At 63.8% G+C, this 14,745-nt stretch carries 12 protein-coding genes; 9 read left to right on the top strand and 3 right to left on the bottom strand.

What is annotated here, in order from left to right:
- Nucleotides 1-5 precede the first annotated feature (5 nt).
- From AC3FKG_RS14020 to senB, 3 genes are read right to left on the bottom strand one after another with little or no spacing between them, the layout of a single operon-like run.
- Complete coding sequence (locus AC3FKG_RS14020) at nt 6-869, bottom strand: putative selenate ABC transporter substrate-binding protein (RefSeq protein ID WP_488743374.1); 864 nt, start codon at nt 867-869, stop codon at nt 6-8.
- Nucleotides 841-1,896: a selenide, water dikinase SelD gene (selD, locus tag AC3FKG_RS14015; RefSeq protein ID WP_488743373.1), complete on the bottom strand. Its 1,056-nt coding sequence runs from the start codon at nt 1,894-1,896 to the stop codon at nt 841-843. Before selD ends, AC3FKG_RS14020 begins: the two co-directional genes overlap by 29 nt.
- Nucleotides 1,893-2,906, bottom strand: coding sequence for a selenoneine biosynthesis selenosugar synthase SenB (senB, locus tag AC3FKG_RS14010; protein ID WP_483711636.1), 1,014 nt, complete (start codon nt 2,904-2,906; stop codon nt 1,893-1,895). The genes selD and senB overlap by 4 nt, the downstream gene beginning before the upstream one ends.
- On the opposite strand from senB, the gene senA reads away from it, so the two are divergent.
- From senA to AC3FKG_RS13965, 9 genes are all read left to right on the top strand, one after another.
- Nucleotides 2,905-4,104 carry a selenoneine synthase SenA gene (gene senA, locus AC3FKG_RS14005; protein ID WP_488743372.1) on the top strand — a complete coding sequence of 400 codons (1,200 nt, stop codon included), beginning with the start codon at nt 2,905-2,907 and terminating at the stop codon, nt 4,102-4,104. The two genes, senB and senA, sit on opposite strands and share 2 nt — an antisense overlap.
- 48 nt (nt 4,105-4,152) lie before the next feature.
- Complete coding sequence (locus tag AC3FKG_RS14000; protein WP_483711634.1) at nt 4,153-5,217, top strand: VWA domain-containing protein; 1,065 nt, start codon at nt 4,153-4,155, stop codon at nt 5,215-5,217.
- Between the two features lie 254 nt (nt 5,218-5,471).
- Nucleotides 5,472-6,446 (top strand): YihY/virulence factor BrkB family protein, encoded by a 975-nt coding sequence (locus AC3FKG_RS13995; RefSeq protein ID WP_483711633.1) that lies wholly within the window; start codon nt 5,472-5,474, stop codon nt 6,444-6,446.
- Nucleotides 6,447-7,488: 1,042 nt separating this feature from the next.
- On the top strand, nt 7,489-8,721 hold the full coding sequence (wecB, locus tag AC3FKG_RS13990) for a non-hydrolyzing UDP-N-acetylglucosamine 2-epimerase (protein WP_483714513.1): 1,233 nt from the start codon (nt 7,489-7,491) through the stop codon (nt 8,719-8,721).
- Complete coding sequence (locus tag AC3FKG_RS13985; RefSeq protein WP_483711632.1) at nt 8,718-9,038, top strand: hypothetical protein; 321 nt, start codon at nt 8,718-8,720, stop codon at nt 9,036-9,038. The genes wecB and AC3FKG_RS13985 overlap by 4 nt, the downstream gene beginning before the upstream one ends.
- Before the next feature lie 161 nt (nt 9,039-9,199).
- A complete protein-coding gene (locus AC3FKG_RS13980) occupies nt 9,200-10,969 on the top strand; it encodes a polysaccharide deacetylase family protein (protein WP_483714512.1) in 1,770 nt (589 codons plus the stop codon).
- 82 nt (nt 10,970-11,051) lie between these two features.
- A complete protein-coding gene (locus AC3FKG_RS13975; protein ID WP_483711631.1) occupies nt 11,052-12,602 on the top strand; it encodes a glycosyltransferase family 2 protein in 1,551 nt (516 codons plus the stop codon).
- A 15-nt stretch (nt 12,603-12,617) separates the two neighbouring features.
- Nucleotides 12,618-13,694, top strand: coding sequence for a bactofilin family protein (locus tag AC3FKG_RS13970; RefSeq protein WP_483711630.1), 1,077 nt, complete (start codon nt 12,618-12,620; stop codon nt 13,692-13,694).
- 31 nt (nt 13,695-13,725) lie between these two features.
- Nucleotides 13,726-14,691, top strand: a complete 966-nt coding sequence (locus AC3FKG_RS13965; RefSeq protein WP_483711629.1) for a hypothetical protein — start codon at nt 13,726-13,728, stop codon at nt 14,689-14,691.
- Nucleotides 14,692-14,745 lie beyond the last annotated feature (54 nt).

Below are 14,745 nucleotides of genomic sequence, written 5' to 3'. Positions count from 1 at the left end.
CCGCATTACTGGATGAGGCCGGCGGCGCGGGCTGCGGTCTCGATGCCGGCGTAGTTTTCCGCGCGGGTGGGGATGTACTTGACGGTCCGCTGCAAGGCCATGATCTCGCGCTGCTCGGGATTGGCGGGGTCAAGCTGCAGGAACGCGTCGGTCAGCTTCTTGCGCAGGGCCGGATCGAGCCCGCCGCGCACGGTCCAGTTGTAGTCGAAGTAGGGCGGCGTCACGGCAAAGACCCGGACCTTGGCCGGGTCCACCTTGTGCTGCTCCACCAGCTTGTCCCATACCGAGGCGTTGAGCACGCCCGCGTCGGCCTTGCCGGCCTGCACGAACGCCACCGTCGCGTCGTGGGCGCCCGAATAGGCGACGGTCTTGAAGTCCTTGTCCGGATTGATGCCGGCCTCCAGCAGGAAGTGCCGCGGCATCAGGTGGCCGGATGTCGAGGACGGCGCGCCGAAGGCGAAGGTGTGCCCCTTGAGGTCGGCCAGCGACTTGATCGCGCTGTTGGCGGTGATGAACTTGCTGGTGAACGCGGCATCTTCCTGGCGCTGGACGATGGGGATGGTGGCCCCCTTCGTCCGGATCTTGCTCTGGACGTAGGTGAAGCCACCCAGCCAGGCCATGTCGATCTTCCCGGTGGCCAGCGATTCGACCACCGCGGCGTAGTCCGTGACGGGCACGAACTGCACCTTCATGCCGGTTTCCTTCTCCAGGTAGTGGCCGAGCGGCGCGAACTTGCGCTGCAGTTCGGTCGGGGATTCGTCGGGGATGGCCGAGACCCGCAGAACCGACTGGGCACTGGCGAGACCGGCAAAGCCCAGCAGGGCGAGCGCGGCAAGGCGCTTAAGCAACGGCAACACGGGCATCTCCATGAGTCATCTCTCCGATCACTGCAGCGTCCGCGAAGCCTTCGCGGCGAAAGATTTCCAGGACCTCGTCCACGGCATCCGGTGCGCACGACACCAGCAAGCCGCCGCTGGTCTGGGGATCGGTCAGCAGCGCCTGCTGGCTGGGCGTGACAGAGGTGGACAAGTCCACCTCGCCGCCGTAGCTGGCCCAGTTGCGCCCCGAGGCGCCGGTCACCAGCCCCTCGGCGGCCATGCGTTCCACGCGCGGCAGCAAGGGAATGCGCGCCATGTCGAGCCGGGCGCCGATACCAGCGCCACGGCATAGCTCGAGCAAGTGGCCGAGCAGGCCGAAGCCCGTCACGTCGGTCAGCGCGTGGACGCCCCGGACTTCGGCCAGCAACCGGCCGGGCGTGTTGAGCCGGGTGGTGCAGGCAATCAGTTCCTGATAGCCGTCGGCATCGAGCTTGTCCTTCTTCACCGCGGCGGACAGCACGCCCACGCCCAATGGCTTGCCAAGGATCAGCTTGTCGCCCGAGCGGGCGCCGCTGTTCTTCTTGACCCGATCCGGATGCACCAGTCCCAGTACCACCAGCCCGTAGATCGGCTCAAGGGAATCGATGGTGTGGCCGCCCGCGACCGGGATGCCCGCCTGGGCGCAGACCGATTCGCCCCCTTCGAGGATCTTGCCAATGACCTCGGGCGGCAGTTTCTCGATGGGCATGCCGACCAGCGCCAGCGCCATGATCGGCGTCCCGCCCATGGCGTAGACGTCGGAGATGGCGTTGGTGGCGGCGATGCGCCCGAAGTCGTACGGATCGTCCACCACCGGCATGAAGAAATCGGTGGTGGCGATCAGGGCCTGGCTGTCATTGAGCTTGTAGACCGCGGCGTCGTCGCTGGTTTCCTTGCCGACCAGCAGGGCTGCCGGCGCCGGGAAGCCAACCGAATTCCTGAGGATTTCAGAAAGCACGCCGGGCGCGATCTTGCATCCGCATCCGCCGCCGTGGGAGAAGGCGGTGAGCTTGATCTTGGTGTTGTCTGGCTGGGTCACTGCAGGGCTCCGGGTGATTCTGGTTTCAAGGCGTCGGCGACAAGTTTACTCACTTCCGCGCGTTCGCGGGCCGGCGCGAACAGCGGCGCCCGCTGTGCGCATTGCTGGCGCAGGCGGGTCAGGAACCCGGCATCGCGGCTGGCGCGCTCCAGCACCCGCGCCAGTTGCGCGGCGTCACCGACCGGAAAATAGCCTTCGTAGTCACGGCCGAGCATGCCGATATTGCCCGGAATACGGCTGGCCACCACCGGCACGCCGCTGGCGACGGCCTCGATGATCACGTTTGCGCCGCCTTCCATGACACTGGAGACCACCATGACGCGGGCTTGCCGGATGTGCTGGCGGGTTTGGTCATGGGGCAGGTTCCCGAGCCAGGCATAGCGACGCGGGCCGGGCCAGGCTCGGGTCTGCAGCGCCAGGGCGGCCTGCTCATACGCCTGGTCCAGCGCGCCACCGATCTGGACCAGGCGCACGCGCGAATCGTCGGGGAGCAGCGCCAGGGCGCGCATGGGCGTCAGGGGATCCTTTTCCGCCCGCATATGGCCGACCACCACGACATCGAAGTGATCCTCGCTGGGCGCGGTGGGTGTGCATGCCGGCGCGGATTGGTAGATCACCCGGCACTTGGTGCGCTGCGCGTCCGTTAACTCGGCCAACCCTTCTTGCTGCAGCACCACCAGGTGCGTGGCGAGTTCAAGCGAGCGCCGGGCACAGGCATCGGTGCGGATATCGCGGTACAGATCGGTGCCGGTCAGCACGACGATCCGCGGACGGTCGGGACAGGCCCCGGCGAAGCTGGCGATGGACTCGGCCGAGCGGCGCGCGTGCAGGGCGATCAGGCAGTCGGGCAAGGCGCCGCCGGAGCTGGCCGCCAACCATTCCGCGGCCAGTGTGACCGCATAGTCTTCCTGCAGGAACCGTGACCAGCGATGGGCGGTTTGCCAGTTGCCGTTGTTGGCTTTGCGCAGCGCCGGACTGATAATCGCGACGTTGGCCTTGGGAGGACGCATGACGACAGGTTCCGAGGGGGCGGTAGCAAGAAGGATAAACAAGTTCGGGCTCGATGCGGCGTTTGCCGGGGCGCACCGGCGCACCTGGGCCGTGCTTCAGGGCCTGTCGCCGTCGCAGTGGCAGGTTCCCTACGATGCGGGAATCAATCCGCCCTTGTGGGAATATGCCCATATCGCCTGGTTCACGGAGCGATGGGTGCTGCGCGAGCCGCGTGCAGGGCAGGACGGCCGCTGGATCGCCAGCCTCCCGTCCATGCTGCCGGACGCCGACCGCCTGTTCGATTCCATGCGGGTCGCCCACCAGGATCGATGGCATCTGGCGCTGCCCCCGCTCCCCGAGATTCGCGACTACGCTGCCGCCGTGCTGGCGCACGTTCGCGCCAGGCTGGCCGCATCGGACGATACCGACGCGGCGCTCTATTTTTACCGCCTCGCCTTGTTCCACGAAGACATGCATGCGGAGGCGCTGACCTATATGCGCCAGACGCTGGACTATCCGGTGCATGCCCCGCTGGCCATGCCTGCCATGGCGCCGGACTCGGGGCCGGTCGCCGCAGGCGGCGACGCGTTCCTGATGGGGACGCCCGATGGCGACGGCTTTGCCTTCGACAACGAGAAGTGGGCCCACCCGGTCCGCATTGCGCCTTTCCGTATCGATCGACATTGTGTGAGCAATGCCGCCTTTGCGGAATTCGTGGCCGCTGGCGGCTACCGCGACCCTCGGTGGTGGTCCGACGACGGACGCGCATGGCTGCGGCAGAGCGGCCTGACGCATCCGGTGCGCTGGCGCGAGACGGACGGCGGCACCCCGCGGCAATGGGCGCTGCGCTGGTTCGGGCAATGGGTGCCGCTGCCGCCGGAACAGCCGGTGTGTCACGTCAATGCCCACGAGGCGGAAGCCTATTGCCGCTGGGCCGGCAAGCGCTTGCCTGCGGAGTCCGAATGGGAATATGCGGCCACGCATGACCTGATCCAGTGGGGCGGCGCCGTGTGGGAATGGATGGCGGATCCGTTCGCGCCCTATGCAGACTTCTCGCCCGACCCCTACCAGGAGTATTCCGCCCCCTGGTTCCACACGCATCGCTGCGTTCGTGGAGGATCGTTCGCCACGGATGCCCGCATGCAGCATCCTCGCTACCGGAATTTCTACCTGCCGCGCCGCAGCGATCTCTTTGTCGGATTCCGCTGCTGCGGTTGAGGGCGCAGGGCGGTAAGATCGTCTGAAACACGCGCCAAGGAGCATCGGATGCGGTTTCTCTGGCCACACATGCTCTGGCTGCTGGTCTCGCTTCCCCTACTGTCGGCGGCCTACCTGTACCTGATTTCGCGACGCAAGAAGTACGCGCTGGTGTACGCCAGCCTTGCGCTGCCGCGTGCCGCGCTGGGCCGCAGGCAACGGCTGCGGCGCCACATCCCGCCGCTGCTCCTGCTGGTCTCGCTGGGCGCAGCCCTGCTGGCTTGCGCCCGGCCCATGGCGGCCCTCACGCTGCCGTCCGACACCATCACGCTGGTACTGGCCATGGACGTCTCGCGCAGCATGGCGGCGACGGATGTCCCGCCCACGCGGATCGGCGCCGCCCAGCAAGCTGCCCGGGAGTTGATCGTCGGGCTGCCGGCCAGCGTGCGCCTGGGTATTGTCTCGTTTGCCGCGACGGCGATCGTCATCCTGCCGCCCACCGAGAACCGGCAGGACATGGTCGACGCGGTCGATCGCTTTCAACTGCAGCAGGGCACGGCCACAGGCAGCGGACTGATCCAGGCGCTGGCCGTGTTGTTACCCGACGATGGCATCGATCTGGAAGCGATTCTGTTCAGTGGCGAGTCGCTCGCGCCCGGCGCCGCGGGAAGATCGCTGACGGAGGCCGCCGCCGCGGATGCCGTCCGCAAGCGCGAACAGGAAGGGCGGACCACCCGGCCGGGCGCTTACCGGCACGGTGCGGTGATCCTGCTCAGCGATGGCCGCCGTACTACCGGCCCCGACCCGCTGGACGCCGCGCGCATGGCCGCCCAGCGCGGCGTGCGCGTCTTTACCGTGGGCTTCGGTGCGCCGCCGGATAGCCGTGAGGCGGCATCGGGCATGGACTTCACCATGCAGCCGGACGAAACCACCTTGCGCTCCGTCGCGATGCTCACGGAGGGCGAATACTTCGCGGCGGGGTCTGCCGCGGACCTGAAGCAGGTGTATCGCCAGTTGAGCGCGCGCTTTGTGCTGGAGCGCAAGGAAATCGAGATCAGTGCCTTGCTGGCGGCAGCTTCCGCCTTGCTGCTGGTGGTAGCGTGCGGTTTGTCGCTGCTGTGGTTCCGGCGGTGAACGGGCGGCCAGGCGCCGGGCTGCGAAAGGGGGCGGTCAATCGGCATTTACCCAATCCCGATAAATTATCGCTGCCAAATAAATGGCGATAAATGCTCCGGCCGCTATCGGTGTCGAAGACCACGCCGAGGCAAGTGACGCCCGGCAAACGCAACTGGCGGGCCGGAACGAAGGGCGCCTGAGGGAAAGGCGCAGGTAAATGTCCGGTGCCCGGCGCGCCTGCTCAGGGAACGGTTGTTGCTTGAGCATGGCCATTGCCCATTGTCAGTTTCGTCCGTTTGGCGAATGCCCGCGTGATTTTCCCTGGACACCTTTCACTTCGAGCTGCCGCGGAACTGATCCGTGACAGCGTCAATTCATGGATCGATGACTACGCGCCGAGCATGGGCGCAGCCCTCGCTTACTACACGGTGTTTTCGATTGCGCCCTTGCTGGTGATTGTCATCACCGTCGCCGGCGTCATATTTGGCGCGGATGCGGCACGTAATCAGGTGGTCGGTGAATTGACCGGCCTGATCGGCGATCAAGGGGCAGAGGCGATACAAGAGATGCTGGTGGCGGTCAGCAAGCCAGCCGCCAGTACGCTGACGGCCGTCCTCGGCGTACTGGCCCTGTTGGTTGGCGCGACGACCGTCTTTGCCGAGCTGCAGTCAGCGCTCGACCGCATCTGGCGGGTCCCGCAGCGACAGAAGACATCGGGACTGTTCTCGCTGATCCGCACGCGACTGCTTTCCTTCGGCATGATCCTGGGCATCGGGTTCCTGCTGGTGGTGTCGTTGCTGTTCAGCGCTGCCCTTTCTGCCCTGGGGAGGGAATGGGGGCCGCTGCTCGGCATCAACGAAGCGGTCGGACATGTCCTGGACAGCATCGTCAGCCTGGTTCTGCTCACCGTGGTGTTCGCGATGATCTACAAGATCATGCCGCGCACGAAGATACGATGGTTCGACGTGTGGCTCGGTGCGGCGGTGACCGCCGTGTTGTTTACGCTGGGAAAGTTTCTGATCGGCTTGTATATCGGGAAAACCGCCGTAGCCAGCGGTTATGGCGCGGCGGGGTCACTGGTGGTCCTGCTGGTGTGGGTGTATTACGCTGCGCAGATATTTCTTCTTGGGGCGGAATTTACATGGCACTTCGCGCGCCGATTCGGCTCTTTAAAGCACAGTGACCCGCGGTCGCAGGTGCCTGATCAGGATTCGGCACAGGAGGCGGGGCATGGCCTTCCCCATTAACCGGGCTGTCCGGAATGGAGCTGTTCTGGCCGTGATCCCTCGATATGCCGGATCTATGCTTATTACGACCATCGTTGGGAGGTCGCGGAAAGCAGTTCGGGCGCACATAAGAACCTGCTGCAGGGGCTCTTTTTTCCTCTTTCGCGGGCAGAGTCAGCCGACGCGGGTGACGGAACATAGCTTTTTTTAAGGCGAATACCGCTTCTCGACATAAAGAGGACGTCGTCACGGCAGAATCGCTGCTCGCCTTATGCAGACTCCACTACAGGCGCCTGAAACACCGCAAGGGCACTCGTTTGGGCATTCCAAGAGACGCATCCACGACCCCGCGGTCCACGGAAATCCCTGATCGCAATCCACTCATGCGTAATTTAATAAGGGACTATTTCTGAATACCTTTACATTCTTTTCCAGTCATTCATTAGTGGTTCTGCGAGAACATTGAAGTTTTAGTTTTGAAAAAAACACTAATATTTTTTACGTGTTTGTATATGTGGATAAGAGGTTGGTGAAGTATTTACATGCAGGATAGTCGGGTCGAATATGCGCGCACATGAAAGGCCGTATCAACTGTGATACGGAATCGACCGTCAAGCCATTCTTGACGAAAATGATTGGGACCCCGATGTTTGCACTCCGGCTGGAGACGGTTCATGGAACAAGCTCTTGCTCTTACATCAGAATCAAGAGCAAGTTGTCCTCTTTTCGTGTCGATCGGGGAACGCCTTCGCCAGTCCCGTCGTTTCATGGTCAATGTGGTGGTATTGGCCAGGAACATTTTGATGTTCCACGCGTGATACGGAACGAACCGGAAGTCGCCTATGAGCCAGGCATTCGAGAACTGGAATCGCCCGGTGGCACCCAGATTTCTGTGCATGGCACAAGCTTCGCTAACTGCCTCGGCATGCTGCCCTCCATTCTGGATATCCGCGGTTATGTAGGCGGCGCGAGTGCGGTGCATCGAAGGGCATTAAATGCATCCCATGCTCACGAACCGAAGATCAACATACCTCGGCGTAGTCGATGGAGGAGGAATCTTGTCATGCAGAAGGTTCTCGCAGTGTTTGGGACGCGTCCCGAAGCCATCAAGATGGCACCGCTCATTCACCGGCTGCAGCGTTCGCCTGACTTCGACTTGCGGGTATGCGTGACTGGCCAGCATCGGCAGCTGCTGGACCAGGTGCTTCAGCTCTTCAAGATCGTGCCGGACTTTGACCTCAACGTGATCTGCAAAAGCCAAAGCCTTTCCGACATCACCACACGCGTGCTGGCTGGCGTCCAAACGGTTCTTGAGGAATTCACGCCTGACACGATGCTGGTTCACGGAGATACCACCACGACATTGGCGGCGACGCTGGCGGCGTTCTATCGGAGCGTCCCGGTCGGCCATGTCGAGGCCGGATTGCGAACCGGCGACCTGACCGCGCCCTGGCCCGAGGAAATGAACCGGCGCGTGACGGACATCATCGCATCGTGGCATTTCGCGCCGACGCAGCAGGCGCATGACACGCTGTTGCGCGAGGGGGTCAACCCGATCCGCGTCCGGTTGACGGGCAATACAGGCATTGACGCCCTGCTCGAGGTCAAGCAGCAGATCGACGCCGATTCGCAAACGCGCGCGCGCCTGGCCGACAGCTTTCCGTTCCTGGATGAATCGCTACGGCTGGTGCTGGTGACAGGGCATCGGCGCGAAAACTTTGGCGCGCCGTTCGAGCGCTTCTGTACCGCGCTGCGCATGCTCGCCGATCGGAACAAGGACATCCAGGTCGTCTATCCGGTCCATCTGAATCCCCGGGTACGCGAGCCGGTCAATGCCATCCTGAGCCAGCATCCGCGGATTCACCTGATCGATCCGCAGGACTATCAGCCGTTCGTGTTCCTGATGTCGGCCGCTTACCTGATCGTGACGGACTCGGGCGGGATCCAGGAAGAGGCGCCGGCGCTGGGCAAGCCGGTTGTCGTGACGCGTGAGACCACGGAGCGCCCCGAAGCGGTGGTGGCCGGTACGGCGCGCCTGGTGGGAACGGATACCGACCGGATCGTCCTGGCTGTCGAATTGCTGCTGCGCGATCACGAGGTGTATTCCCGCATGTCGCGTGCCCACAATCCATTTGGAGACGGGCGTGCCAGCGAGCGAATTATCAGTGCCCTGCAACAACCCGTTAAGGCGATGTGTACCGCCGCCTTCTCTCGCTCGATGCACGCGGAGCCGGTAACGGACCCGCGCGTCATCCAGCTGGACGGCAACACCGCAACCTGGAGGAAAACATCATGAAATCTGCAGCGACCTTGGCGGCCATCCTTGTTGCTGGCGTGTGGGCCGCGGGGCCGGCGCACGCCCAATTGTCGCCGGAGGCGGCCGCGGTGATGTCCGGGCCGATTCTCTATCTTCCCGCAAGCCCGTCCGATCCGGGCGGGGTGAATGGCTACGACCACGACCGGCAGTTCGTCGGTGTCGAAGCAGACGACCATGGCACGAACCGGGCAAAGCGCGCCAGCCTGATCAAGAAGCCGCAGAAGGCGGTGGCGGGCCCGAAAGTCAACGCCGGCAATTACGCGCTGTCGATTGCCCCGGGGCAGTCCAAACGGTAATGGGCCTGTGGCGCCCGGCTTGGCACAGATGTTCGAGGACGTCCGCCGTGGCTGGATTCCGCCCTGGCATGTCCGGCCTCGGTTTCCCCTTCGCGCTTTGGAGACGAATCGTGTTCCATAAACTGCGTTTGATGTTGCTGCGACTCAGCACCGTGGTGTTCATGGTGCTGCTGGTGGCCGCCACGGGACCCGCCCGAGCCGCCACCAACCTGATTGCCATGGTGGTACCCGATAACTATTCGCCGACCGATCCGCGCATCACCGCGTGGCTCGACGCCGCACTGGAGGAGGGACTGCAGATCAAGCTGATCACCGACACGCAGGTGCTTCAGGGCGTCACGCCCGCCCAGTACCCGGGCATGATCCTGCCGGACCAGGTGCATCCCAATGCCAGCGATGCCATGGTGACGGCGATCGAGACGTATGCGAATCAAGGCGGCAATGTGATGCTCGTCTACGATTTCGGCGCGCTGACCACGACCGGCTTCTATGCGTCGCAACGCAGCCGCTTCAGCAACCTGGCTGGCGTGAACTACGTTCTCTACGACCAGTACGGCGGCAACATGATCGGTCTCGGCCCGATTACCGGGCTGAGCAGCACCTTGCGCGCCATCCAGGTTCCCCCCGGCAAGTCCATGGCCTGGACGACCACATCGTCCAGTGACCCGGTGGAAGGTGTCTCGGGCTATGTCTATGGCTTCCTGACCTATCCAAGCTACGTCACGCAGGGGGCTTACACGGGCAAGGCTTTCCTGACTTCGCCAAACTTCGGACTGGTTGCCGGGCTGCGTTCGTTCGGTTCCGGCCAGGTGCTTTTCGTCAATCTGCCGCTCACGTACCTGAAGGGACAGACCGACGGCATGCTGATGCACGGGTTCGTGCGCTACTTCGGCGAAACCATGATGGACATGCCACGGCTCTCGGCACAGCCAAAAGGCCTGGCCGGTCTGGTGCTGAACTGGCACTTCTGCGCGGGCGACCAGATCGCGCCAGCCTACCAGCTCAAGAACTGGGGCATCTTCAACAATGGCCCGTTCTCCATCGTGATCACCGCCGGACCGGACCAGATCAACTTCGGCGACGGCAAGGGGGTGAACCTTTCCAACAACACCTCGGCGAAACAACTGGTCGCTTACCTGATGAGCAAGGGGCACCATATTGGCGACCATGGCGGCTGGATCCACGACTATTACGGAGACAACGCCAGCGAGACCAACCAGTCGACGTTCCAGCAGTACCTGGTGCTAAACAAGCAGAGCGTTTCTGCCGTGACAGGGATGAATACCGTCGAGTATGCGGCGCCACAAGGCAACACGCCGCAGTGGTCGCTCAACTGGCTGGAACAGAACGGTGACACCGGCTACTACTTCGTCGGCCATACCGGTATGGCGCCCACGCGCAGCTACCGCAATGGCGCCTTGCTGAACCAGACCATTCGCGCGTTCCCGGTCGTGCCGTTCGGATCGAACGCGACGTTCGAGGAGTTCGAGGACTTCAACGTTCCGGCCTCCAGCATCAGCGCCTGGTACAGCCAGTTGACAGACTTCGTGGTGAAGAACCGCACCAGCCGGCTGATCTACATGCATCCACTCGGCGCGGTGGACTACCGGAGCGTGCTCAATGGCATCTTCTCCTATGCCAGCACCCTCAAGGGGCAGGGCGTGTTCAAGTGGTACACCATCAACGAACTCGCCGTCTTCGGGCAGCGGCGCCAGCAAACCACCTGGCAATCGACCGATATGGGCAATAGCTGGAACTTCCAGGCAAGCAACCCGGCCGGGTTGACCGACATCACCTGGGTGCTGCCGAAGATTGCCTACACGCAGCCGGTCGTGACCCAGGGTGCCGCGACCGTGACGTGGGACTCGACCAACTGGCTGGTTACGGCAGGTGCCGGCAATGCCGTGGCGTTCACCAGCGGCAAGCAATGACAGCTGGCCACGTCGCACCATCCGTTTGCCGGACGGCAATGTAACGCCGTCCGGCGATGACCCCGCACACAGTGGATCACTCATGCTTCGATCACTTGGCACTATCCTGCTGCTGGGCGCGGTGTTCTCCGCGATGGCCCATGCTTCGCCGAGCGCCGCCGAGCCGCGCGTTGCGCACGCGGTCGTCGCGAGAAGGGTGGCACCAGCCGACCTCTCGCAAAGCGACAGGGCCGAGGCAGGCCAGGTGAAGGACACAGCAGCGATGGTCGCTGTGCGACAGCCTGCGGGCAGCTACAAGGACGAGCCCGACGATACCCTCGAGCGGCCGCCTGCCCCGGTCTTTGAAGCGCCGGCGACCGGTACGAAAGCGGGTCACATCGCTGTCTCGACCATGACGGGGCTGCTGACCCTGATCATGACCCTCATCGTGCTTTACGCAGTCAGGCACTACATCTTCACGCTGAACCGGCTGTTCGGCAGGCAGCGGCATCCCTATCTCGATATCGATGTCGCGGAATGGCCGTCGTTGACCGTCATGATCGCCGCGCACAACGAGGAAGCGGTGATCGCCGGCTCCTTGCAGTGCCTGCTGCGGACGGACTATCCGGCGGACCGGCTGACGATCATGCCCGTCAATGACCGCTCGAACGACCGCACGCGCGAGATCATCGAAGAATTCGCGGCGCGGCATCCCGGCCGCATCCACCCGTTTCACCGGATCGCCGGGAAACCCGGCAAGGCTGCCGCGCTCAAGGATGCGAGCGAGACCGTCAAGACCGACATCATCGTCGTCTTCGATGCCGACTACCTGCCCCCGGTCGGCTTGCTCAAGCAACTGGTGGCCCCGTTCTTCGATCCCGAGGTCGGCGCTACCATGGGCCGGGTCGTGCCACTGAATCTCGGCAGCAACCTGCTGACGAGGTTGCTCGACATGGAGCGCTCCGGTGGTTACCAGGTGGACCAGCAGGCGCGCATGAACCTCTGGCTCGTGCCCCAGTACGGCGGTACGGTCGGCGGTGTCCGCGTGCGCGCGCTGCGCAGCGTGGGTGGCTGGCACGATGACGTGCTGGCCGAAGACACCGACCTGACGTACCGGCTGCTGCTGGGAAACTGGAAGACGATCTACCAGAACTGGGCCGAGTGCTACGAAGAAGTCCCCGAGGCGTGGCCGGTCCGCATCCGGCAGATCATGCGCTGGACCAAGGGCCATAACCAGTCGTTCTACCGTCACGTCCGCCGGGTGGCTGCATGTCCGGGGCACGGACTGCTGGAACGCCTGGATGGCGTGGCGCTGCTCGCCATCTACACCATGGCACCGGTCATGCTGCTGGGCTGGGCGCTGACGATCTTCCTGTTCTACACGAGCGGGTTCGCGCTGCATAGCACGCTCATCCTGCTCGCGCTGATGTCTTACGGCACGCTGGGCAACTTCGCGGCATTCTTCGAGATTGCAGCGGCCGTTCACCTCGACGGCGGCCGCGAACGCATCCGCTTGCTGCCATTCAACTATTTCGGATTCATCGTGAGTGCCTTCACGATCGCGAGAGCCATGTTCGACCAGGTGATCGTCGATGTCCTGTTTCAACGCAAGCTGTATTGGGACAAGACGAAACGCTACCGCCAGGGCGGCTGAAACGGAGCTGAAAAAATGTGGCCAATCCTGCTGGTCGTCCTGACCTTCCTGGCTTTCGGTCTGCCCCTGGCGCCGGCCTACGTGGAATGGCGGCGGCGCCGCGACATCTCGCCGCTGGCGATCGATGGTGAGCTGACGCTGGACGTGCGCGCCGTAGCGACCGAGTTCCGCGCCATGCTGGATGCCAATCCGGGCGATATGGCCAGGGCAGGGGCGTTGCGCGACGACGTGCTGGAAGTCGGCGTCGACTGGGTACCGACATCCTCGGAGATGGCGCGCAAGCGCTGCGATCGCGTGCTGCTGGCCCAGGGCGACCTGGAGTTGCCGGACAACTTCACCTTTACGCGCGACCTCTATGCGAAGCGCAATGTCCACAGCGGGGAATGGAACCGCCTGCGCGTGGTCGTGGCCGAAGGCGGCCTGGTCCTTCGCGAGGGCAGCGTGCTGGACCATTGGGCGCATGCGCGCTCGGCGCACGTCGCGGCGAACTGCAGCTTGATTGGTCCGTTGGCGGCCTTGCAGGGCGTTGTCGTGGAAGAGGGGTGCAAGTTCACCTCGCTGGCGGGAAGCACGATCCGTTTCGGCAATCCGGATCATCGCAAGGATGCCACCGTCAATGGCCAGCGCCGGCCTGTGCTGGAGCCCCGGGAGCGAACGGGCGCGGGACCATCCCCGCATCTCGGCCGCCGCATCATGGAGCATGACTATTATCTTCCGCCCGGCATCCGCTACGACGGAGACCTGATCGTCCACGGCAACCTGAAGATCGGAAGCGGGACGCGGATTGCGGGGAGTGTCAAGGCAACCGGTTCCATCCGGGTTGGGACGCGTGTCCGCATCGACGGCACGCTGGTGTGCGGTACCGCGCTTTATGTCGCGCCTTGCTGTGCCATCATGGGCCCCGTTGCCGCGGAAGAGTCGGCCAGCATTGCCGAGAACTGCCTGATAGGTCTCTTGTCCAGGCCCACCTCGCTGGCCGCCCCCGAGGTCTATGTCTGGAGTGGGACGACGGTGCATGGCGCGGTGAGCGCGATTGTCGGAGGAAGGGTAATGCCGGCCACCACGGCTTCGCCGAGCGACGAGCATGAATAGATTCTGCGGGCTCCTTCTCCTCTGCGCTTCCATGCTCTGCCTGGATGGCTCCGCTGCGGAACTGCGCCTGACCGGATACCAGCGGCCCGACGGCGCGATCACGACCTACTACGGTGGCGACTCGGTCGATCCGTACTTTGCCATGAAAGCGCTGCTGGTCGCGTCGGACATCGGCCTGGACGCCAACGCCGCCGCGCGCCGGTGGATCAACTGGCTGATGCCGCGACAGCTGAAGAGCGGACAGTTCGAGCGCTACTGCCTGACCCGCGGCCGCTTTGCGTCGTGCCGCCGGGCGGACGCGGACGATGCCCTGCTTGCCACCTGGATGGAGCTGCTGGTCCGGTTTTCACCGCCCGAGGGCATGCCTCCGGCGTGGAAACGGAGCTTTGACAAGGCGAGCCGCCATCTCGACAGTTTGCGAGATCCGCAACTCGGCGTTTTCCATATCGCCGCGGACCTGCCTGTTTCCCTCATGATGGACAACGTCGAGATCTACAGCGCATTCAGGGCCGTGGGCAAATACTGGGAAGACGCCGAGGACACCGAAGCTGCGCAGAAGTGGACGGTGAGGGCCGACCAGCTCGAGCAGAACATCCTGAAGGTGTTCTGGCGGCCGGGCTTTGGCTATCAGGTCAGCACCCAGGAGCGCGACAAGGTCGAATTCTATCCAGACACAGTTGCCCAGATATTTCCTATCCTTGCTGGGGTAGCGCCCGCTGACCAGCCGGCCAAGGTGCGCTACGCGGCCTGGATGGCGCAACACCGCTTTGCCTGGCTGCAGTTGCCGGAGACCGATTATCCCTGGGGCCTGGTGGCCCAGGTGGCCGACAAGATGGGGGACCAGGATGCCATCACCTGCTGGCGCGTACGCGCGACCCAGTTCCGGCACGGGACGCACTGGAACGTCCTGGAGGAGGCGCTATTCCAGGCTTTCGTAGCGCGATTGACCCCGGAGCAGGCCATCGCGCCGGTACCGGCCGGCTTGCGATGTCGGTAGCCCTCCCTTAAGACGGGCGGATTCGTAACGATCAAGCAGGGCTCCCCAGAGTTG

This window comes from Cupriavidus sp. 22TCCZM04-2, from assembly GCF_057798895.1.
The sequence above is the reverse complement of the archived record's forward strand: the minus strand, read 5'-3'. Positions and strand labels throughout refer to the sequence as shown.

Excerpts from the sequence above, each read along its gene's own strand:
- AC3FKG_RS14020 (WP_488743374.1), bottom strand. The coding sequence starts at position 869 with ATGGAGATGCCCGTGTTGCCGTTGCTTAAGCGCCTTGCCGCGCTCGCC.
- senA (WP_488743372.1), top strand. The coding sequence starts at position 2,905 with ATGACGACAGGTTCCGAGGGGGCGGTAGCAAGAAGGATAAACAAGTTC.
- senB (WP_483711636.1), bottom strand. The coding sequence starts at position 2,906 with ATGCGTCCTCCCAAGGCCAACGTCGCGATTATCAGTCCGGCGCTGCGC.
- AC3FKG_RS14000 (WP_483711634.1), top strand. The coding sequence starts at position 4,153 with ATGCGGTTTCTCTGGCCACACATGCTCTGGCTGCTGGTCTCGCTTCCC.
- wecB (WP_483714513.1), top strand. The coding sequence starts at position 7,489 with ATGCAGAAGGTTCTCGCAGTGTTTGGGACGCGTCCCGAAGCCATCAAG.
- AC3FKG_RS13985 (WP_483711632.1), top strand. The coding sequence starts at position 8,718 with ATGAAATCTGCAGCGACCTTGGCGGCCATCCTTGTTGCTGGCGTGTGG.
- AC3FKG_RS13980 (WP_483714512.1), top strand. The coding sequence starts at position 9,200 with ATGGTGCTGCTGGTGGCCGCCACGGGACCCGCCCGAGCCGCCACCAAC.
- AC3FKG_RS13975 (WP_483711631.1), top strand. The coding sequence starts at position 11,052 with ATGCTTCGATCACTTGGCACTATCCTGCTGCTGGGCGCGGTGTTCTCC.
- AC3FKG_RS13970 (WP_483711630.1), top strand. The coding sequence starts at position 12,618 with ATGTGGCCAATCCTGCTGGTCGTCCTGACCTTCCTGGCTTTCGGTCTG.
- AC3FKG_RS13965 (WP_483711629.1), top strand. The coding sequence starts at position 13,726 with ATGCTCTGCCTGGATGGCTCCGCTGCGGAACTGCGCCTGACCGGATAC.